This window comes from Burkholderia sp. BCC0405, from assembly GCF_902833075.1.
Taxonomy (GTDB): domain Bacteria; phylum Pseudomonadota; class Gammaproteobacteria; order Burkholderiales; family Burkholderiaceae; genus Burkholderia.
This window is the reverse complement of sequence record NZ_CADFEO010000010.1, coordinates 113,541-133,480: the sequence shown is the minus strand read 5'-3', so window position 1 is coordinate 133,480 and position 19,940 is coordinate 113,541. Positions and strand designations below refer to the sequence as shown.

Annotated in this window: 13 protein-coding genes, 1 tRNA gene and 1 pseudogene; 8 read left to right on the top strand and 7 right to left on the bottom strand. The window is 65.2% G+C overall.

Annotated elements, in window-relative coordinates:
• Positions 1-212: 212 nt before the first annotated feature.
• Positions 213-1,466 carry an aspartate kinase gene (locus tag HWX36_RS18435; protein WP_027787050.1) on the top strand — a complete coding sequence of 418 codons (1,254 nt, stop codon included), beginning with the start codon at positions 213-215 and terminating at the stop codon, positions 1,464-1,466.
• A 110-nt stretch (positions 1,467-1,576) separates the two neighbouring features.
• Positions 1,577-1,670: transfer RNA gene (locus HWX36_RS18430), tRNA-Ser, on the top strand.
• Positions 1,671-2,233: 563 nt separating this feature from the next.
• Here the strand turns inward: HWX36_RS18430 and zwf are convergent.
• The 6 genes from zwf to HWX36_RS18400 form a co-directional block, all read right to left on the bottom strand.
• Positions 2,234-3,709, bottom strand: a complete 1,476-nt coding sequence (zwf, locus tag HWX36_RS18425; protein ID WP_175953442.1) for a glucose-6-phosphate dehydrogenase — start codon at positions 3,707-3,709, stop codon at positions 2,234-2,236.
• A 75-nt stretch (positions 3,710-3,784) separates the two neighbouring features.
• Positions 3,785-6,313 (bottom strand): phosphoenolpyruvate--protein phosphotransferase, encoded by a 2,529-nt coding sequence (gene ptsP / locus HWX36_RS18420; RefSeq protein ID WP_175953441.1) that lies wholly within the window; start codon positions 6,311-6,313, stop codon positions 3,785-3,787.
• A 52-nt stretch (positions 6,314-6,365) separates the two neighbouring features.
• The gene (locus HWX36_RS18415) at positions 6,366-7,604 is read right to left on the bottom strand and encodes a carbohydrate porin (RefSeq protein WP_175953440.1); all 1,239 of its coding nucleotides are present in this window, start codon (positions 7,602-7,604) and stop codon (positions 6,366-6,368) included.
• A gap of 48 nt (positions 7,605-7,652) precedes the next feature.
• Complete coding sequence (locus tag HWX36_RS18410) at positions 7,653-9,065, bottom strand: glycoside hydrolase family 32 protein (protein ID WP_175953439.1); 1,413 nt, start codon at positions 9,063-9,065, stop codon at positions 7,653-7,655.
• Position 9,066: 1 nt separating this feature from the next.
• Positions 9,067-10,464, bottom strand: coding sequence for a sucrose-specific PTS transporter subunit IIBC (locus HWX36_RS18405; protein ID WP_175953437.1), 1,398 nt, complete (start codon positions 10,462-10,464; stop codon positions 9,067-9,069).
• Positions 10,465-10,593: 129 nt separating this feature from the next.
• Positions 10,594-11,589: a LacI family DNA-binding transcriptional regulator gene (locus tag HWX36_RS18400; RefSeq protein ID WP_244136445.1), complete on the bottom strand. Its 996-nt coding sequence runs from the start codon at positions 11,587-11,589 to the stop codon at positions 10,594-10,596.
• Between the two features lie 1,049 nt (positions 11,590-12,638).
• Between HWX36_RS18400 and HWX36_RS18395 the strand changes: the two genes are divergently transcribed.
• From HWX36_RS18395 to cyoD, 5 genes are all read left to right on the top strand, one after another.
• Positions 12,639-14,168, top strand: a complete 1,530-nt coding sequence (locus HWX36_RS18395) for an NADH-quinone oxidoreductase subunit M (RefSeq protein ID WP_175953433.1) — start codon at positions 12,639-12,641, stop codon at positions 14,166-14,168.
• A 278-nt stretch (positions 14,169-14,446) separates the two neighbouring features.
• Complete coding sequence (gene cyoA, locus HWX36_RS18390) at positions 14,447-15,334, top strand: ubiquinol oxidase subunit II (RefSeq protein WP_175953431.1); 888 nt, start codon at positions 14,447-14,449, stop codon at positions 15,332-15,334.
• Between the two features lie 3 nt (positions 15,335-15,337).
• Positions 15,338-17,344, top strand: a complete 2,007-nt coding sequence (gene cyoB / locus HWX36_RS18385) for a cytochrome o ubiquinol oxidase subunit I (RefSeq protein ID WP_175953428.1) — start codon at positions 15,338-15,340, stop codon at positions 17,342-17,344.
• The gene (gene cyoC, locus HWX36_RS18380) at positions 17,344-17,952 is read left to right on the top strand and encodes a cytochrome o ubiquinol oxidase subunit III (protein ID WP_175953427.1); all 609 of its coding nucleotides are present in this window, start codon (positions 17,344-17,346) and stop codon (positions 17,950-17,952) included. Before cyoB ends, cyoC begins: the two co-directional genes overlap by 1 nt.
• Positions 17,953-18,285, top strand: a complete 333-nt coding sequence (cyoD, locus tag HWX36_RS18375) for a cytochrome o ubiquinol oxidase subunit IV (RefSeq protein ID WP_011352504.1) — start codon at positions 17,953-17,955, stop codon at positions 18,283-18,285. It begins immediately after the preceding gene.
• Positions 18,286-18,367: 82 nt separating this feature from the next.
• Here cyoD and HWX36_RS18370 read toward each other — a convergent pair.
• Positions 18,368-19,218, bottom strand: a pseudogene (locus tag HWX36_RS18370) (efflux RND transporter permease subunit); the annotation flags it as partial.
• 297 nt (positions 19,219-19,515) lie between these two features.
• Here HWX36_RS18370 and HWX36_RS18365 point away from each other — a divergent pair.
• Positions 19,516-19,863, top strand: coding sequence for a hypothetical protein (locus tag HWX36_RS18365; protein ID WP_175953426.1), 348 nt, complete (start codon positions 19,516-19,518; stop codon positions 19,861-19,863).
• Positions 19,864-19,940 lie beyond the last annotated feature (77 nt).

Below are 19,940 nucleotides of genomic sequence, written 5' to 3'. Positions count from 1 at the left end.
GGCTCGATTTTTGAGCGATTTGTGCAGGTTTTCCGCGTGACGTACCCGGTTTGCGCGGCCTGATCGGCCTTCCGGGCAAAATCCGTCACGCTTGCGTGTTGCGTCCCAGCCGTCCCTCTCGTCGTCCGTCCACAGCCACAAGCCGCGTGACCGAACGGCTACGCGGCCTGCCCAGCGCGCCCGTGCGGTTTCTCCTCCAGTTCAGAACGACAATGGCACTCATCGTACACAAATACGGCGGCACTTCGATGGGCTCGGTCGAGCGCATCAAGAACGTCGCGAAACGCGTCGCAAAATGGCATCAGGCCGGGCACCAGATGGTGGTCGTGCCTTCGGCGATGTCCGGCGAAACCAACCGTCTGCTCGGTCTTGCGAAAGAGATTTCGAGCCAGCCGAGCCCGCGCGAGCTCGACATGATCGCGTCGACGGGCGAGCAGGTCAGCGTCGGCCTGCTGTCGATCGCGCTGCAGGAAATCGGCGTCGAGGCCGTGAGCTACGCCGGCTGGCAAGTGCCGATCAAGACCGACAGCGCGTTCACGAAAGCGCGCATTCACTCGATCGATGACGAGCGCGTGAAGGCCGATCTGAATGCAGGCAAGGTCGTGATCATCACGGGCTTCCAGGGCGTCGATCCGGACGGTCACATCACGACGCTGGGCCGCGGCGGCTCGGATACGTCGGCGGTGGCGGTCGCGGCTGCGCTGGGTGCCGAAGAGTGCCTGATTTATACGGACGTCGACGGCGTCTACACGACGGATCCGCGCGTCGTCGAAGAGGCGCGACGCCTCGATCGCGTGACGTTCGAGGAAATGCTGGAAATGGCCAGCCTCGGCTCGAAGGTCCTGCAGATCCGCTCGGTCGAATTCGCTGGCAAATACCAGGTGAAGACGCGTGTGCTGTCGAGCCTGACCGATCCGCTGATTGCGCTCGACGAAGAAATGCGCTCGGGCACCCTGATTACTTTTGAAGAAGACGAGACCATGGAAAAGGCAGTCATTTCCGGCATCGCGTTCCAGCGCGACGAAGCACGCATTGCTGTGATGGGCGTGCCCGACAAGCCGGGCATCGCGTATCAGATCCTCGGCCCGGTCGCGGATGCGAACGTCGACGTCGACATGATCATCCAGAACCAGAGCGTCCAGGGCAAAACCGACTTCACGTTCACGGTCGGCCGTGGCGACTACCAGAAGGCGATGGACATCCTCACCAACCAGGTGAAGGGCCATGTGAATGCCGAGCAGGTGCAGGGCGACCCGAAGGTGTCGAAGGTGTCGGTCGTCGGCGTCGGCATGCGTTCGCACGTGGGCGTCGCGAGCAAGATGTTCCGCACGCTGTCGGAAGAGGGCATCAACATCCAGATGATCTCGACGTCCGAAATCAAGATTTCGGTGCTGATCGACGAGAAATACATGGAACTGGCCGTCCGCGCGCTGCACAAGGCATTCGAACTCGACCAGGCATCGTGAATTTTTCGTGATGCATTGAAGAAAATGCATCACGGAAATTGACGTGCGGTTCGAAACCCTATATTATTTCGTTCTCGTCGCACTGCCTCCCTGGTGCGAGCGAAAGTTTGGGAGACGTGGCCGAGAGGTCGAAGGCACTCCCCTGCTAAGGGAGCATCTGGGCCAAAACCTGGATCGAGGGTTCGAATCCCTCCGTCTCCGCCATAAGCGGTGACAAAGCCCCGCAAGTTCTCGGACTTGCGGGGCTTTTTCTTTTTCAGCCCCTCAGCAGGCCCGTCAGTGCGCGTTGACCTGTCAGCTTCCAGCGACACGCATCGCTTGAGCGTGAACGGCAGGTCGTTGTCGAGTTTGCGGTGTGCGGCCGGCTGGCTCGGGAAGAAGCGCGCGATGGTGAGAGGCCAAGGTCGGTGGGCGGGACGCTGAAGTTCTCACGTCCGGGACACCATATTCATGGTCATGCGCCGTCGCAATTGCGAAAAACTTCAACTCACCGCTTGAGCTTGCGAAGGAAGCGCCGCGCGGCAAGCGTGTGAAGAAGGGCGCGCGGAGCAAGGCGGAGTAGGGTCGACCGGCGCGGCGCAAGCCGGTGGCCGGCGTCGTCGTCGCGCCATGGGCAGAGCGTATGGCGGCGGCGGTGCGGGCGCGGACGGCTCCGCTCGCCGGTGTGCCCCGGAGCGGCGTCGCGCGGCGCGATGCTCCGCCGCTTGCCGCATCCGACAACCCCACGTGCCGCGAGCCGCCTCCACCCCGGCATTGCCACCGCGCGCTCAGATCTCCTCGGACCAGACCATGTTTTCGCGCGCCATCAGCGCGGACGATGCCGCCGGTCCGAAGGTGCCGGCGATATAGCTGCGCGGCTTGTCGCCGAGTGCCTTCCAGCCCTTGAGGATCGGATCGATCCAGGCCCAGGCCGCCTCGAGTTCGTCGCAACGCATGAAATGCGTCAGGCGGCCGCGAATCACGTCGATCAGCAGGCGCTCGTACGCTTCGGCCCGGCGCCCGGCGAGCGCCTGCTGCAAATCGAGATTCAGGCTGACCGGCAGCACTTGCAAGCCGCTGCCCGGCTCCTTCGCGAGCATCTGCAACTGGATCGATTCCTCGGGCTGGAGCTGGATCACGAGGCGGTTTCCGTGACTGTACGGCCCGCGCGGAATGATCGAGAACGGCATGTCCGCGAACTCGATGACGATCTCCGAACGCCGCTCGCGCAAGCGCTTTCCGGTTCGCAGAAAGAACGGCACGTTGGCCCAGCGCCAGTTGTTGATCTGCGCGCGCAAGGCGACGAAGGTTTCCGTGCCGCTGCCGGCCGGCACGTCGGTCTCGTCCGGGTACCCCTTGACCGATTCGCCGTCCACCGCGCCCGCCGTGTACTGGCCGCGCACCGTGTCGCGGGCGATCGTCTCGGGCGTCATCGGCCGCAGCGAACGCAGCACCTTCAGTTTCTCGTCCCGGACCGCATCGGGATCGAGCGAGACCGGCGGCTCCATCGCGACGATGCACAGCAGTTGCAGCAGGTGGTTCTGAACCATGTCGCGCATCGCGCCGGTGCCGTCGTAGAAGCCCGCCCGGCTGCCGACGCCGACCGATTCCGCGACCGTGATCTGCACGCTCTTGATATACGGCGTCTGCCACAGCGGCCCGAAGATCGCGTTGCCGAAGCGCAGCACCATCAGGTTCTGCACGGTCTCCTTGCCGAGATAGTGGTCGATCCGGTAGATGCGGTCTTCCGGGAAGTGGCGCCCGACCGATGCGTTGATGGCCTTCGCCGACGCGAGGTCGTGTCCGAGCGGCTTCTCCAGCACGACCCGCGCGCGGTCGTCGACCAGTCCGCAGCGGGCCAGGTTGTCGCATACCGTCTCGAACAGGCTCGGCGCGGTCGCGAGATAGAACACGCGCAACGCGTCGCCGCGCATCTTCCCGGCGAGATGGCCATATGCGTCCGCGACGCCGACGTCGACGCACGCGTAGTCGAAGCGCGACAGGAAGCTATCCCACGCTTGCGGATTCAGCGCGTGGTCGTCGACGAACGGCCGCGAGTGCTGCTCGACGAAGTCCAGGTAGCGCTCGCGCGACCAGTCGCTGCGGCCCACCGCGACGATGCGTGTCGCGTCGGGCAGGCTGCCGTGCAGGTGCGCCATGTAGAGCGCCGGCAGCAGCTTGCGCGCGGACAGGTCGCCGGCGCCGCCGAAGATCACCATGTCGAGCGGCTGATCGAGCGCGGATGAAGAAGCGGAAGTAGTCATCGTGCAGGTATTGATCCATGTTGACAAACGGGGGGAGTGGACGCGCGCCACGCGCGTCGTGGCGCGTCCGCCCGGTCAGCTCGCGATTGCGCGGCGCACCTGTGCCGCGCTGCCGAGCGTCAGCGCGTGCCGGGCCAGCGTCCGGCAGGCATCGAAATCGAGCGTCGCCAGTTCTGCCTTGATCGCGGCGATCGCCGGCACGCTGACCGACAGCTCGTCCACACCGAGTCCGACGAGAAGCGCGGTCGCGGCGGGATCGGAAGCCATCGCGCCGCAGACCCCGACCCATTTCCCGTGCGCGTGCGCGCCCGACACCGTCAGGTCGATCATCTTCAGCACGGCCGGATGCAGCGTATCCACCTGCGCCGACAGCTTCGCGTGGCCGCGATCGATCGCCAGCGTATATTGCGCAAGGTCGTTGGTGCCGATCGAAAAGAAATCGACCTCCTGCGCCAGCGCCTCGACGATCGCGACGGCGGCCGGTACTTCGACCATCACGCCGATCTTTACAGGATGCGGACACGTTTGCTGTTCCTCCCGCAGGATACGTTTCGCCGCCAGCACCTCGTCGAGATCGGACACCATCGGGAACATGACGTGGAGATCCCCATGGGGCGCCGCACGCAGCATCGCGCGCAACTGGCTGCGGAACAGATCCGGGTAGGCGAGGCTGACGCGGATGCCCCGCAGGCCGAGAAACGGATTGGTCTCCTTCGGCAGCGGCAGGTAGCGCAGCGGCTTGTCGCCGCCGACGTCGAGCGTGCGGACCACGCACTTCCGGTGCCGGCCGAGTTCGGCTGCGACCGCCTCGTAGGCGGCCGCCTGCTCGTCCTCGCCCGGCGCGGCCGCCCGATCCTCGAACAGGAATTCCGAACGCAGCAGCCCGACGCCTTCGGCGCCGGCCGCCAGCGCCTGCCTGGTGTCCGCCGCGTCGCGCACGTTCGCGACGACCTCCACGCGATGGCCGTCGCGCGTGCTGCCGATCCGGTGCGCGTCCCGCTCGTTCGCGCTGCGCTGCGCGGCGGCGGCGTCCATGCGCCGCGTCACGTCGGCGAGCAGCGCCGGATCGGGATCGATCCGGAGCGTGCCCGCCGTGCCGTCGAGCACCGCGGTCACGCCGTCGCTCAGCGATAGCGCCGCCGTATCGATGCCGCAGATCGCCGGGATTCCCATCGACCGCGCCAGAATCGCCACGTGACTGGTCGGGCCGCCCGATACCGTGCACAGGCCGACGACCCGGTCGCGATCCAGCGCGACCGTGTCCGACGGCGTCAGGTCGTCGGCCAGCACGATCGACTGCGCGTTCAGCACCGGCAGCGCGCGTCGCACGCCGGTCAGCAGGGACGTCACGCGCAGGCCGACATCGCGGATGTCCGACGCCCGTTCGCGCAGCAGCGGGCTCGCATGCGCGGCCAGCCGCCCGGCCACCGCCCGGCATGCCTGGTGCCACGCGCCCGGCGCGTTCGAGCCGGCGCGCAACGCGGCTTCCGCGGCATCGATCAGCGCCGGATCGTCGAGCAGCGCGAGATGCGCTTCCATGATCTCGGCCTGACAGGCGCCGGCTTCGCCGCGACCGGCCACCAGTGCCTGTATCTGCTCGCCCGCCTGCCGCAGCGCCGCGAACAGGCGCGCCCGTTCTTCGTCGAAGGTGCCGCCGGTCTCGTCGAATTCGAGTTCGGCGGCGCGCCACTGCACGATGCGGCCGACCGCGAGCCCCGGCGACGCGGGCACGCCCGCGAACGCGCCGTCCGCCGGATCGGTTGCTGCCGCCGCGCTGCGCGTCGTGGCCAGTCCGGACGGCCCGGCCGCGGCGACGCGCTCGAGACGCTCGCCGCAGCCATCCCGCAGCACGCCCACGAGCCGGTCGAGCGCCTGCGCGGCGTCGGGGCCGCGCGCGCTCAGCCGGACTGGATCGCCTTGCCGCGTCGCGAGCGCCATCACCTCGACGGCCGATTTGGCATCCGCGCCGAGCGTCCCGCACGACAGCACGATGTGCGCGGAGAATGACCGGGCTTCCCTGGCCAGCACGGCGGCCGGCCGCGCATGCAGGCCCGCCGGATTCGGCAGTTCGACGAACGGCGCGTACAGCCACTCGCCGTCCGGTTCGGGCGCCTGGCCTTCGTTCCCGCGCGCCGCGAGATGCAGCGTCAGCAGCACGCTCTTGCCGGCTTCGACGAGGCCGTCGCGTTTGTCGATTTGCGATACGCATTCGCCGTTGACGACGACGATTTCCGTCAGCACGCTCGCCGCGTGCGCGGCGACGTGCGCGAAGTCGACGCGCAACAGAGGTTGCCCGGCGCGCACGTCGTCGCCCTTGCGCACGAGCGCCTCGAAACCCTCGCCGTCGAGCATGACCGTGTCGATGCCGACATGCACCATGATCCGGATGCCACCGTCGCCCTCGATGACGACTGCGTGCCGGGATGCGTGCAGATCGATGACCCGGCCGTCGATCGGCGCCAGGACGACGTCGGTTTCGGGATCGATCGACAGGCCGTCGCCGACCATTTTTTGCGCGAAGGCGGGATCCGGCACGGCCTCGATCGGGACGATCGTCCCGGAGAGCGGCGCCAGCACGGTGACGTGATTCGGTTGAGTCGACATATTGCACTCCAGATGAATTGCATCGTGAATATGAAACTGCTGCATTGACGGATCACCACCAGCTTTCGACCTGAACCCCGAACATGTTTGTCGATTGCCGGCCGGCCGACCACGAACCCCAGTTCGCGCCCTGCGCGTCGAGTGCGGCCTGATTCCACGCAACACGGGTCGCGTAGAACCGCAGTTCGGGGCGGGTCATGAACTCGGGGCCGGTGCTGAACGCGATCGCCGCTGTATATTTGTCGAGCTTCTGCAGCGGGCCGCCGTTGACGCGCAGCGTCGACCAGCCGCACTCCGACAACAGCTTCACGTAGCGCGCGACCGCGTACGACACCCGTCCGCCGAACGAGGTGCCCGTCGTGCTGCCCGAACCATGCGCGCCTTGCCCGCGCTGGTACTCGGCAAGCGCCTGGCCGCCGAAGCGGCCGAGCTGCCAGGTCACGGAGTCGAGCAGTCGCACGCTGCGCGTGCCGTTCGGCTGGGTCAGATCGCCGAATCCCGTTTCGAGCGACGCATAGCCGGTGCTGCCTTGCAGCCACACCGAATTCGTGATGCCGGGCAGCACGAAATTGGCCTTGTCGTACTTGAGCGTCAGCGCGCTGCCGAACGAGCCGCCGGGGAAATCGCCGCGCAGCACCTCGCCGATCACGCGAAGCTTGCCCTCCGACCCAACCGGAATGTCGTAGACGTCGACGTTCATGCGGGTCGCGTCCTTCCGGTTCAGGGTCGGGCTGTAATGCTGCTGGCTGCGGAACACGCTGACGCCGAGCCGGGCCGACGCGCCGAGCGGAATGTTGGTCGCGCCGATGCCGGGATCGATCGTCGGGCCGCCGACGCTGTAGAAGAAGTGATCGACGATATGGACATCCTCGCGCTCGATATAGCGTTTGCCGGCCCAGAAGATTGTCGACGGCGAGAACGCGTAGCCGCTCGTCGTCACGTACGCCTCCTTGGCGAAGTACTGTCCGTGGCTGCTCACGAAGCGGTTCGCTTCGGGATTCCAGTAGGTCGCGGTATACGCGGCGGACCACGTGATGCCGCCGTCGAAATGAAACGTTTTCCTGAGGCCGAGTTCCGTGTACGTATCGCCTTCGTTGCCGAGGCGGAACTCTTCGCCGCCGTTGCCGAGCGCGTATTTGTTGACGTCGCCGCCGTTGGTCCTGCGCTCCGATACGAAGCCCGCGCGGACATAGCCGTTGAACTGGAAATCGTCGCCGAGATCCACCGCGAATGCGCTTGCGCACGGGTAAAGCGATACGGACGCGATCAGCGCGCCGATCCACGTTTTCATGTCTGTCTCCAAACCTCTGATGGGTATTGATTGGCGAGAACGGCGTTGCTACGCGTCTCTTTTTTGTAATGGCCACATACGGGTGTCGTGCAGCGTCAGCGGCCGGGTGGCGGTCACGCGTGGCGACGTTGTTGCCGATGTCGGGTAGCAGCGCGTCGTGAAGACCGCCTCGCCGTCGTTGACGAACAGCTCGACCGCACTGCCATCGACGAACAGCCGCAGCCGGGTGAGGTCCGATGCGGTTTCATAGGCCGCGTGTTCGTCGAACTGCCCGGCCGCGGGACAGTGCCGGACGAGCGTGAGCCGGCCGCGACGACCGTCGCGAACGACGCGCAATGCTTGCGCGTCGCTGTCGAACAGGTGCAGTACCCAGTCCGCGCCGGCTTCCGCGCGGATCGACATGTCCAGCTCCCACGCCGCGCCCGGTGATGGCGGCAGCGTCAACGATTCGCCGGCGGCAAGCCGGGTCTCCGGCACCCCGACGAGCGGCCCGCGCAGACGCTCGAGTTCGCGCAGCGGTTGCTGCCGCAACTGCCCGTTCTCGACGCGCAGTTCGCGCGGGAGCGTCAGGCAGTGTGTCCAGCCGGCCGCGACGGTCGGCGTATCCGGCCGGGACGGCAGCCCCATCCAGCCGATCATCAGCCGACGCCCGTCGGGCGCGTGCAGCGTTTGCGGCGCATAGAAATCGAAGCCGTGGTCGAGCACCCGGAAGCCGCCGTGCGCGAACGTCGCGGCATTCACGTCGAGCCGGCCGACCAGATAGCCGGCCCGATCCTCGTGGTACGCGGCGCCGCTGCGCGCTTCCTCGATCTGCTGGCAGCAGATCAGTACGTGTTCGTCGTCCAGCGCGAACAGATCCGGGCATTCGATCATGTAGCAGGCATCGGTCGGCGCGAGCAGCTCGCCGACGATGCGCCACGCACGCAGATCCGGGCTCGTCGCGAGCACGACGGTTCCCTTCAGATCGTTGCGCTGGGCACCGAAGACGGCATGCCATGCACCGTTCTGCCGCCACACTTTCGGATCGCGGAAATGATCGGTGTAGCCGGGCGGCGCGCCGTCGATCACCGGCCCGAGCTTCTCGAACCGCACGCCGTCGGACGAGCGCGCGAGGCACTGATGGCTCGCGCGGCCGCCCGAGTCGTCGCGCACGTTGCCCGTGTACATCAGCAGCATCGCGTCGTCCACGTCGATCGCGCAGCCCGAATAGCAGCCCTGCGCGTCGTACGGCCTATCCGGCGCCAGCGCGATCGGAAAGGACTGCCAATGAATCAGGTCGGTGCTGACAACATGCGCCCAATGCTTGTTCTGATGCACGCAGCCGTCCGGATTCCATTGGTAGAAGACGTGGTAAGCGCCTTGCCAGTAAATCAGGCCGTTCGGGTCGTTGATCAGTCCGTACGGCGGGCACAGATGGAACGACGGCCGCCAGCGGTCGTCGCGGATGTCGAGCTTGGTCATGTCACGCACCGGACAGCTCTCCATAGGGCTTCTTCATGCCGACGCTGCGCAGCCAGGTCCCGGCGAACGCGACCGAAAACGCGAGCACACCGCCGATCACATAGTTGAGCAGGCCATCCGGGCGCACGATCGCGAGCCCGGGCAAAGCCGTCAGGCCGAGCCCCGTCATGCCGACGTGCGTCGCCACCACCCAGCCGCCGCCGACCGCGCCGCCGATCGCCGCGAACACGAATGGCCAGAAGAACCGCAGGTTGACGCCGAAGATCGCGGCTTCGGTGATGCCTGCCAGGCACGACAGTGCGGCGGGTATCGCAACCTGGCGGATCTTGTCGTCGCGCGTGGTGAAGAACACGGCGAGCGCCGCGCCGCCTTGCGCGACATTGGCCATCGACCAGATCGGCAGCAGGAAATTGACGCCGATCGCCGGACTGGCGAGCAGGCCCGCCTCGATCGCATGGAAGCTGTGGTGGATGCCCGTGATGACGATCATCGAATACAGGCCGCCGAACAGGATGCCCGCAAGCGCGCCGCCGTGCTGGTAGATCGCCTGCAGGCCGAACGACAGGCCGTCGCCGAGCGCGCGCCCGATCGGGCCGACCACGGTCAGCGCGATCGCGCCCGAGATCAGCAGCGTCAGGAACGGTGTGAAGATCAGGTCGATCGAGGCCGGGATGCACCGCTTCAGGCCCCGCTCGATCCACGACATCATCCAGACGGCCAGCAGGATCGGCAGGACGGTGCCCTGATAGCCGACCTTCGCGATATGCAGCCCGAACAGATCCCAGTATTCATGGACGCCGGTGCCGAGCGTCCACGCATTCTGCAACTCGGGATGGATCATGATGCCGGCGAGCGCCGCCGCGAGAAACGGCGAAACGCCGAAATCGCGGGCTGCCGAGAAAGCGATCAGGATCGGCAGGAACACGAACGCCGTGCTCGCGAAGATATTCAGGATCTGGAAGCCGGCGCTGTCGCCGGCGACCCAGCCCATGCTTTTCAGCATGCCGAGCAGACCCATCAGCAGGCCGGATGCGACGATCACCGGAATGATCGGCACGAAGATGTTCGACAGCGTGCGCGCCAGCTTCTGTGCCGGGTTTTGCCGCGCTACGACCTCCTGCTTCAGCGCGTCGAGCGATCCGGCGGCCGACGCGCCCAGCAGCGGCTGCAGGGCGTCGTGCACTTTCTCCACGATGCCCTGGCCAATGATGATCTGAACCTGTCCGGCGCCGCTGAACGACCCTTTCACGAGATCGATCGCGCCGATCGCGCCATGGTCGACCTTGTCCGCGTCGTGGACGACGAGCCTCAGCCGGGTCGCGCAGTGCGAGAGCCGCGCGACGTTCGCGGCGCCGCCGATCAGCGGCAGCAACGCATGTGCGGTTTCGATTTCAGTCATGTTCTCCTCCTTGAGTGGGTCGATGTGGTATCGATGCCATATGGTATCGATACCACATCATCGTCTCCGATGCCCGGATCGGTTCGTTCCTCGGGCTTTCAGCCGGACGCCAGTGTTCTGCGCGTCCGGTCAGGTACTCCGGCGCAGCACGAGCCGGTACGGCATCACGGCACGCGACACCTTGCCGTTCTTGGTCTCGCGCATTTCCAGCATCAGCCGGGCCGCCTCCGCGCCCGTGTCGGCGTAGTCGTAATGCACGGTCGACAGGGCAGGGCGCACCATGCGCGCCATGTCGCTATCGCCCATGCCCGCGACCGCCATGTCGTCGGGTACGCGGATGCCGCGGTCGTGCAGGCAGGCCATCACGCCGACCGCGAGCCGGTCGGTCACCGCCAGAATCGCCGTGCAGCGCGCGTCGCCCGTCATCCGCAGCAGGCGTTCCGCCGCTTCCTCGCCGGCCTCGGCCCGGAAGCTCGCACGGACGATCAGCTCCGGATCGACCGGCATGCCCCGCGCCCGCAATGCGTCGCCATAGCCCGCCGTTCGCTCGCCGCCGACCTGGAGATCCTCTTCGCCCACCGTCACGAGCCCGATGCGCGTATGCCCGCGGCCGAGCAGATGCTCGGTCATCTGGCATGCCGCCGAGCGCTCGTTCTGAATCACGCTCGTGATGCCGAGATGGCTCGCGTCCTGCCCGATCATCACGATCGGCAGGCCCGCTTCGCGGATCGCGTCGACGAGGCCGCCGTTGACGGTCGTCCCAAGGTGCAGGACGCCCGCGACCCGCTGCCGGCGGAACAGATCGTAGGCCGCGGCTTCTTCCGCGACCGAGTTGTTCGTATTGGCCAGCAGCATCTGGTAGCGCAGTGGTTCGAGCGTCGACGAGATGCCTGCCACGATTTCGCCCGTGGTATAGGAGTTGATCTTCGGAATGATCACGCCGATCAGCCCCGAGCGATGGGACTTCAGTTGCTTCGCCAGTTCCGACGGGGTGTAGTGCGTCTGCGATATCACGGTTTCGATGCGCTCGCGTACCTCGGCCTTCACGTAACCGGAGTTGTTCAGCACGCGCGAGACCGTGGACGTCGACACACCGGCAAGCGTGGCGATATCGCGAATGGTCAATCTCTTTTGTGGTATCGTTACCATGTTCAGATGGTACGGGACGTGGATCGGTCTGTAAATAGGGGAAACACGGAAGCGGGCGCGGCAGGGGCGCCGCGACGGATGCCCGAGGCGCCCGACGGACCGGTTCGGATCGTTCGGGGCGATACGCGATTCGACGTTGCCCGGCTATGCGGTTACCGGCATGCGACAGTCGCCAGCATATACACGTATGGCGAGCGCCAGCAGATCCTGCGCAAGTGCAAGTGCTGCGCGATCCCCGCGCAGCGTGTCGCGCTGGAGCCCGGCCAGCGTTGCAACTCGTGCTCTATCCGTTCCCTCTCGCGTTCGACACGCACGCCGCGTTGCAGGATGTCTGCATGGCGACGACGCGATCGTCACGGGCCCGCATCGAAGTCGGCACAGCTCGCCGCAAGCGGCATGACCGGTGCGCCCCATGGCGCCGGAGCGATGACGCTCGCATTGTCGCCGGTCCATGCCACGCGTGACAGCCGCTTCGTCCAATTTCCTGCGCAACACGATCATCGTCGCGGGATGAAGATGAACAGATGGGCTCGCCTGAGCCATCCGCGATCGCGGCGGAAACATGAAGGCGAGGGTTGAGAAATCACTCCCACGACCTGCGTCGAGCAAGTCGACATGAAATGTATATGAAAGCATATGCGTAAGGATTGAGAGCCGCACACGCGCTGTCCTGGAAGGCGTCAATTAGCTCGTTTCGACCCTCAGGAATAGGCCGCCAGTGTCAAAAATGCGGCGCTGCGTCGAATTTCGCGATCGGCGTCATCGAGCAATGCAAAAAATTACGTATAAAAATCAGTGGTATAAGCTGATGCGAAAAAATGATGCTCTGCTGCGCTGCAGAAAATAATCAATCGCCTTATGCTGGTTAACCCGATCGCGTTTGAGCGACATCAAGTTTTCCGGTGATGCCGCTTTACATTTTGCCAACACTGGCGATTCACGAAATCTATCTATCGAATTGATTTCGTTCCTTTCGTCTCGCCTGTCCCCGATGCAGTGCGCGACTTCATCTAGGCCTTGTTGACATGCATGATTTTCCCTTCCTGAGCCTGGCCATCTGGGCTCCGATCCTGTTCGGCGCGGGCCTGCTGCGCGCCGGTTCCGATCATCATCCACGCCGTACGCGGCTGATTGCGCTCGTCGGCGCGCTGGTGGGGCTTGCGGCGGTCGCGCCGCTGGTTGCCGGTTTCGATGCGCACTCGGCCGCGATGCAGTTCGTCGAAAGCCGCAACTGGCTGGCGGCATTCAATTCCGGATGGCGGGTCGGCATCGACGGCGCGTCGCTGTGGCTCGTCGTGCTGACCGCGTTCACGACGCTCGTGGTGGTGGTGGCGTCGTGGGAGTCGGTCACGGTACGCGTCGCGCAGTACTACGCGTCGTTCCTGATCCTGTCGGGGCTGATGGTCGGCGTGTTCGTCGCACAGGACGGGCTGCTGTTCTTCATCTTCTTCGAGGCGACGCTGATCCCGCTGTACCTGCTGATCGGCACGTGGGGGCGTGAGCGTCGCGTGTACGCGGCCGTGAAGTTCTTCTTCATCTCGTTCGCCGGCTCGCTGTTGCTGCTGATGGCGATGCTGTATCTGTACGCGCAGTCGCATACGTTCGACATGGCCGTCTGGCGCACGCTGCAGCTCGGCTTCGCACCGCAGTTGCTGGTATTCCTCGGCTTCTTCGTCGCCTTCGCGGTCAAGGTGCCGATGTGGCCGGTCCACACGTGGCTGAGCGACGTCTACACCGACGGCCTGACCGGCGCCGCGCTGATGCTCGCGATGCTCAAGCTCGGCGGCTACGGGTTCCTGCGCTTCGCGCTGCCGGTCACGCCCGATGCGAGCCACTTCTTCGCGCCGGCCGTGATCGCGCTGTCGCTGTTCGCGATCGTCTATGCGAGCCTGATCGCGCTCGCGCAGACCGATCTCGGCAGGCTGCTCGCGTATTCGACGGTCGCACACATGGGGATCGTCACGCTCGGGCTCTTCCTGTTCAACCGGATCGGTGTCGAAGGCGCGATCGTGCAGCTCGTGTCGTACGGCTTCGTCGCGGGCGCGATGCTGTTGTGCGTGAACGTGCTCGTCGATCGCACGAAGCAGCGTGAGATTGCCGCGTATGGCGGCGTCGCGGGCGTGATGCCGCGTTTCGCGACCTTCACGGTGCTGTTCGCGATGGCCAACGTCGGCCTGCCGGGCACGTCGGGGTTCGTCGGCGAGTTCATGGTCATCATGGGCGCGATTCGCTTCAACTTCTGGATCGGCGCCATCGCGGCACTCACGCTGATCCTCAGCGCGTCGTACACGCTGTGGATGCTCAAGCGCGTCGTGTTCGGCAAGGTCGCGAGCCAGCGGATCGCGAAGCTCGCCGACCTGAACCGTCGCGAGATCGTGATGTTCGCGTCGCTCGCACTGGTCGTGCTGGCGGTCGGCATCGATCCGAAGCCGTTCACCGACGCGATCGATCCGACCGTCGGCAGGCTGATCGAGGACGCGAGCCATTCGAAGCTGCCGACAGGGGACGGCCCCGCGCAGCCGCAGCCGTCGTACATGGCATCGACGCACGGCTGATCGCGGCACGTCGCGCGAGCGGGACGCATCGCACGGCGGCGGTGCGGTCGTTGCACGCACATCGATCCGGTCCTGGCCCGGCGCAGGCCGCGCCGGGCCGGCTTCCGGCTGCGTGAAATTGCCCCGCGACAATCTGTCTCACGGCAGATTCTGCAATGATGATTTTCCGCATTAGCTGGTTTTTCATCGCACTCGCGCGACGTATGATTCGGCCACTTTCGTGGATCGAATGCGCATCGGGCATACGCAAACGGATTCAATGACCCTCGGGCTGTGTGATGAAAAGAAAAGCTTCAAAAGGCGGGGCGGCGCTGATGTCGATCGGCGCGGCTTTGAGCCTGTCAGGCTGTAATTTAGATGTACTAAATCCGAAAGGAAGCGTGGGCGCTGCCGAAAAGGCGCTGATCGCGACGTCCACCTGGGCGATGCTGATCGTCGTCGTGCCGGTGATTCTGCTCACGCTGTGGTTCGCGTGGCGTTACCGCGCGTCGAACCGCAATGCCACCTACGCGCCGAACTGGTCGCACTCGACCGCGATCGAGGTCGTGATCTGGACGGTGCCGACGCTGATCATCCTGTTCCTCGGCGTGCTTACGTGGAAGACCACGCACGAGCTCGACCCGTACAAGCCGCTCGAGTCGTCGGTGAAGCCGATCGACGTCGAGGTCGTCGCACTCGACTGGAAGTGGCTGTTCATCTATCCGGAACTCGGCATCGCGTCGGTGAACCAGCTCGCGATTCCGGTCGGCACGCCGGTGAACTTCCGCATCACGTCGGATTCGGTGATGAACTCGTTCTTCATCCCGCAGCTCGGCGGCCAGGTCTATGCGATGGCCGGCATGCAGACGCGCCTGCACCTGATCGCCGACGAACCCGGCAACTTTGCGGGCACGTCGGCCAACTTCAGCGGCCGTGGCTTCTCCGACATGAAGTTCCGCACGCTCGCCGAGCCGCGCGAACAGTTCGATGCATGGGTGCAGAAGGTGAAGGCGTCGCCGGAGCGGCTCGACGCGACCGTGTACGGCACCGTCGCGCAGCCGAGCGAGAAGGCGCCCGTACGCTACTTCTCGTCGGTCGATCCGCGGCTCTTCCACAACATCATCGCGAAATACAACGATGGCCACGTCCTCGACCTGAAGGACGCCGCCTGCGGCACGAAGGGGTAACGCATGTTCGGCAAACTCACACTCTCGGCGATCCCGTTCGACCAGCCCATCATCATGGGGGCCGGTGCCTTCATGGGGCTGGTCGTGCTGGGCATTCTCGCCGCGCTGACGATCACCGGCCGGTGGAAATGGCTGTGGACGCAATGGCTGACCACGGTCGACCACAAGAAACTCGGCGTGATGTACATCATCGTCGCGCTGATCATGCTGCTGCGCGGCTTCGCCGACGCGATCATGATGCGCATGCAGCTCGCGCTCGCGTACAACGGGCCCGGCTACCTGCCGCCGCACCACTATGACCAGGTCTTCACGGCACACGGCGTGATCATGATCTTCTTCATGGCGATGGTGTTCATGGTCGGCCTGATGAACCTGGTCGTGCCGCTGCAGATCGGCGCGCGCGACGTCGCGTTCCCGTTCATCAACTCGCTCTCGTTCTGGATGACGGCCGTCAGCGCGATCCTGATCAACATCTCGCTCGTGATCGGCGAATTCGCACAGACGGGCTGGCTCGCGTATCCGCCGCTGTCGGAGTTGCAGTTCAGTCCGGGGGTAGGGGTCGACTACTACCTGTGGGCGCTGCAGATCTCGGGCGTCGGCACGCTGCTGACCGGCGTGAACTTCTTCGTGACGATCATCAAGATGCGCGCACCGGGCATGACGCTGATGAAGATGCCGGTGTTCACGTGGACGGCGCTCTGCACGAACGTGCTGATCATGGCGTCGTTCCCGATCCTGACCGCGACGCTCGCGCTGCTCGGCCTCGACCGTTACCTCGGCATGCACTTCTTCACGAACGAAGCCGGCGGCAACGCGATGCTGTACCTGAACCTGATCTGGGCATGGGGGCACCCCGAGGTGTACATCCTGATCCTGCCGGCGTTCGGTATCTTCTCGGAAGTCATCGCGACGTTCGCGAGGAAGCCGCTGTTCGGCTACAAGACGATGGTGTACGCGACCTGCGCGATCATGGTGCTGTCGTTCCTCGTCTGGCTGCACCACTTCTTCACGATGGGCTCGGGTGCGAACGTGAATGCGTTCTTCGGCATCATGACGATGATCATCGCGATCCCGACCGGCGTGAAGGTGTTCAACTGGCTGTTCACGATGTACCGCGGCCGGATCGAATTCACGACTCCCGTGCTGTGGACGATCGGCTTCATGGTCACGTTCACGCTCGGCGGCATGACAGGCGTGATGATGGCGATTCCCGGTGCGGACTTCGTGCTGCACAACAGCCTGTTCCTGATCGCGCACTTCCATAACGTGATCATCGGCGGCGTGCTGTTCGGCTATCTTGCAGGCTTCAACTACTGGTTCCCGAAGGCGTTCGGCTTCAAGCTGAACGAGAAGCTCGGCAAGGCGGCGTTCTGGTTCTGGCAGATCGGTTTCTACGTTGCATTCGTGCCGCTCTATGTGCTCGGCTTCATGGGCATGACGCGCCGGATCAACCACTACGACAACCCGGCCTGGCATCCGTGGCTGCTGGTCGCCGCGTTCGGCGCCGTGCTGATCGCGATCGGCATTGCGTGCCAGCTGCTGCAACTGGTGGTCAGCATCCGCAACCGCAACCTGCCCGAGTACCGCGATACAACGGGCGATCCGTGGGGCGGCCGCACGCTGGAGTGGGCGACCTCGTCGCCGCCGGCCGACTACAACTTCGCGCTGATCCCGCAGGTGCGCACGCTCGACGCGTATGCGGACATGAAAGCACGCGGCGAAGGCAGGCCGAACCCGGCCGCGATTCGCGACATCCACATGCCGTCGAATACCTGTGCGGGCCTCGTGGTGGCGATCTTCAGCCTGGTGCTCGGCTTCGCGCTGGTGTGGCACATCTGGTGGATGGCGATCGGCGGGCTCGTCGGGATCGTCGCGACGCTCGTGATCTACAGCTCGCGCGATAACGACGGCTATTACATCCCCGCGTCGACGGTGCGGAAGATCGAAGACAAGCAGCCGACGAAGCGCGTGGCCGCGCGCGTCGACGACGTGGAACTGGAGGCCAACTGATGTTGCAGAAAACCTTGAGCGCAACCCTGCTCGAGCACGACGACCATCCGCCGTCGCATTCGGTGTTCGGGTTCTGGCTGTACCTGATGACCGACTGCGTGATCTTTGCGGCGCTGTTCGCGACGTTCGCGGTGCTCGGCCAGCAGGTTGCGGGCGGGCCGACCGCGAAAGACCTGTTCGACATTCCTGGCGTCGCGGTGGAAACCGCCGCGCTGCTGCTGTCGAGCATCACGTACGGTTTCGCGATGCTCGCCGCGTACAAGCAGCGGCGCGGTGCGCTGCTCGCATGGCTCGCGGTGACGTTCGTGCTCGGCGCGGCGTTTCTCGTGATGGAACTGCGCGAGTTCTCGCACCTGATCGCGGAAGGCGCGGGTCCGCAGCGCAGCGCGTTCCTGTCCGCGTTCTTCACGCTGGTCGGCACGCACGGATTGCACGTGACGGCCGGCCTGCTGTGGATGATCGTGCTCGCCGGGCAGATCGTGTTCCGCGGCGGCGACCTGACCGATCGCGACCTGCGACGCCTGACGTGCCTGAGCCTCTTCTGGCACTTCCTCGACATCGTGTGGATCTGCGTGTTTTCCTTTGTCTATCTCGCGAGCGTGATCTAAATGGCCCATTCGCATTCGTCTCAACTCGAAGAAGGGCACGGCAGTGTCGGCGGCTACGTCGCCGGTTTCATCCTGTCGGTGCTGCTCACGGCCGCGTCGTTCGGCCTCGTGATGGGCGGCGTGCTGTCGCCGCACGCGTCGCTGATCGCGCTTGCCGTACTCGCGTTCGTGCAGATCGTTGTGCACCTCGTGTACTTCCTGCACATGAACGGCTCGTCGGGACAGCGCTGGAATGTGATGGCGTTCAGCTACACGGTGCTGACCGCGGCGATCCTGATCGTCGGCACACTGTGGGTGATGCACAACGTCAGCATGAACATGATGTCGCGCTGAGCGGCATCGCGGCGCAGCGGTCGGTATCCATGCGTTTTCATGCAACAAAAAGGCGGCACGCGAGTGCCGCCTTTTTGTTTTTCATCGGCACCGCGCGACGGCCGTCGACGCGCACGATGTTGCCTTGCGGCGGATAACCGTCGCGTACGTGCGCGACGTCGCGCATGAAGATCACCGCGCCGTTCACGCTCCGGATCGGGAGCACGTTGATTGGGTCGATGGTCAGCGGGCTGTCGTTGAGCCGGATGTTGTATTCGAAGCCGCCGATCTTCTGCGTGCCGGCCGGGATGATCTGGTTCTGCTGCGCCGGCGCGGTCCCGACGTCCTGCGCGGACAGCCCCTTGGCCTGCAGCGCCTGCGGATCGAGATCGATCTGCACCTGACGCACCTTGCCGCCATACAGTGACGGAATCGCGACACCCGCGACAGATAGCAGCTGAGGCTGGATCACGTTGGTCGCGTAGTCGCCGAGCCGCTGTTCGTTCGGTGCGTCGCTCGTCAGCGCCAACTGCAGTACGGGCACGGTCGATGCGTTGTGTCGAGGACCTGCGGCGGCGTGGTGCCCGGCGTCATTTGCTTGAGCACGGTCTGCGAGATCGACGTGACCTGCGCGGTCGCGGTGCGGATGCCGACGCTCGGCTGTAAGAAGATCTTGACGATCCCGAAGCTGCGGAACGACTGCGACTCGATGTGCGCAACGTCGTTGACCGGCGTGCCGAGCGTGCGCTCGTAGTAGGTGACGATGCGCCCGGCCATGTCGGCCGGCTGCAGGCCCGCGTAATTTCACACGACGCTGATGACCGGAATCCGGATGTCGGGGAAGATGCCGGTCGGCGTGCGCAGCGCCGCGAGCGGCCCCGCGATCAGGATCAGCAGTGCGAGCATGATGAAGGTGCAGGGGCGCGCGAGCGCGAGTCGGACGAGTTTCAGCATCGGCGAGGTTTCCGCCGGCGCGGGGCGCCGGCCCGACAGCGAATTGCCGAAGCGTGGCGGGAGCCCGGTTCGGCTCGCGCAGTGTGCGTTGGCGCCGCTTGACGCGGGCCGCGGGGCAGGATGGAAGGTGTTTTGGGAACGGGGCGCGACGGGCAGGGCGGGCGCCGATTGTTACAAGACGTTAGCGCAGGCTTCCCGTTGCGATGCCGCGCATCAGTTCTTACAAAGTGGAAATATGCGGAGACGGCGCTTGCCGTTATAGTCGAATCACACATGACACAACCAGAAGAGGAATCCATGAAGACCTTGCGTGTTGCCTCGCTCTTGACCGGTATGACGGCCTTGCTCGTGTCGGGCGCAGCAATGGCGGGAGTCAATGTCGGGATCAATCTCGGCGTTCCGGCGCCAGTCTACGTCGCGCCCGCACCCGTGTATGCGCCGCCGCCTCCGCCGCCGGTCGTCTATCAGCCGGCCCCTGTCTACGCGCCGGCGCCGGCCATCGTGATCGGCTGGCATGGCGACCGCTACTGGGACGGCCGTCGCTACTGGGGCCGTGACGAGTGGTACCGCCATCACGGCCGCGGCCGCGGCTGGGGCGGCGATCGCGGCCGCTGGGACAACGGCCGCCACAACGGCTGGCACTGATCGGCAGGGCGCGCCCGCCTGATGCGCGCCCTCGGTCCGCTCGTGGAGAAACCGCCCGCGTGGCGGTTTTCTTTTGG

Bases quoted from the DNA above. Each gene is read 5' to 3' on its own strand.
- HWX36_RS18395 (WP_175953433.1), top strand. From the start codon at position 12,639: ATGCATGATTTTCCCTTCCTGAGCCTGGCCATCTGGGCTCCGATCCTG.
- HWX36_RS18435 (WP_027787050.1), top strand. From the start codon at position 213: ATGGCACTCATCGTACACAAATACGGCGGCACTTCGATGGGCTCGGTC.
- cyoA (WP_175953431.1), top strand. From the start codon at position 14,447: ATGAAAAGAAAAGCTTCAAAAGGCGGGGCGGCGCTGATGTCGATCGGC.
- cyoD (WP_011352504.1), top strand. From the start codon at position 17,953: ATGGCCCATTCGCATTCGTCTCAACTCGAAGAAGGGCACGGCAGTGTC.
- HWX36_RS18405 (WP_175953437.1), bottom strand. From the start codon at position 10,464: ATGACTGAAATCGAAACCGCACATGCGTTGCTGCCGCTGATCGGCGGC.
- HWX36_RS18410 (WP_175953439.1), bottom strand. From the start codon at position 9,065: ATGACCAAGCTCGACATCCGCGACGACCGCTGGCGGCCGTCGTTCCAT.
- cyoB (WP_175953428.1), top strand. From the start codon at position 15,338: ATGTTCGGCAAACTCACACTCTCGGCGATCCCGTTCGACCAGCCCATC.
- cyoC (WP_175953427.1), top strand. From the start codon at position 17,344: ATGTTGCAGAAAACCTTGAGCGCAACCCTGCTCGAGCACGACGACCAT.
- ptsP (WP_175953441.1), bottom strand. From the start codon at position 6,313: ATGTCGACTCAACCGAATCACGTCACCGTGCTGGCGCCGCTCTCCGGG.
- zwf (WP_175953442.1), bottom strand. From the start codon at position 3,709: ATGACTACTTCCGCTTCTTCATCCGCGCTCGATCAGCCGCTCGACATG.
- HWX36_RS18415 (WP_175953440.1), bottom strand. From the start codon at position 7,604: ATGAAAACGTGGATCGGCGCGCTGATCGCGTCCGTATCGCTTTACCCG.
- HWX36_RS18365 (WP_175953426.1), top strand. From the start codon at position 19,516: ATGAAGACCTTGCGTGTTGCCTCGCTCTTGACCGGTATGACGGCCTTG.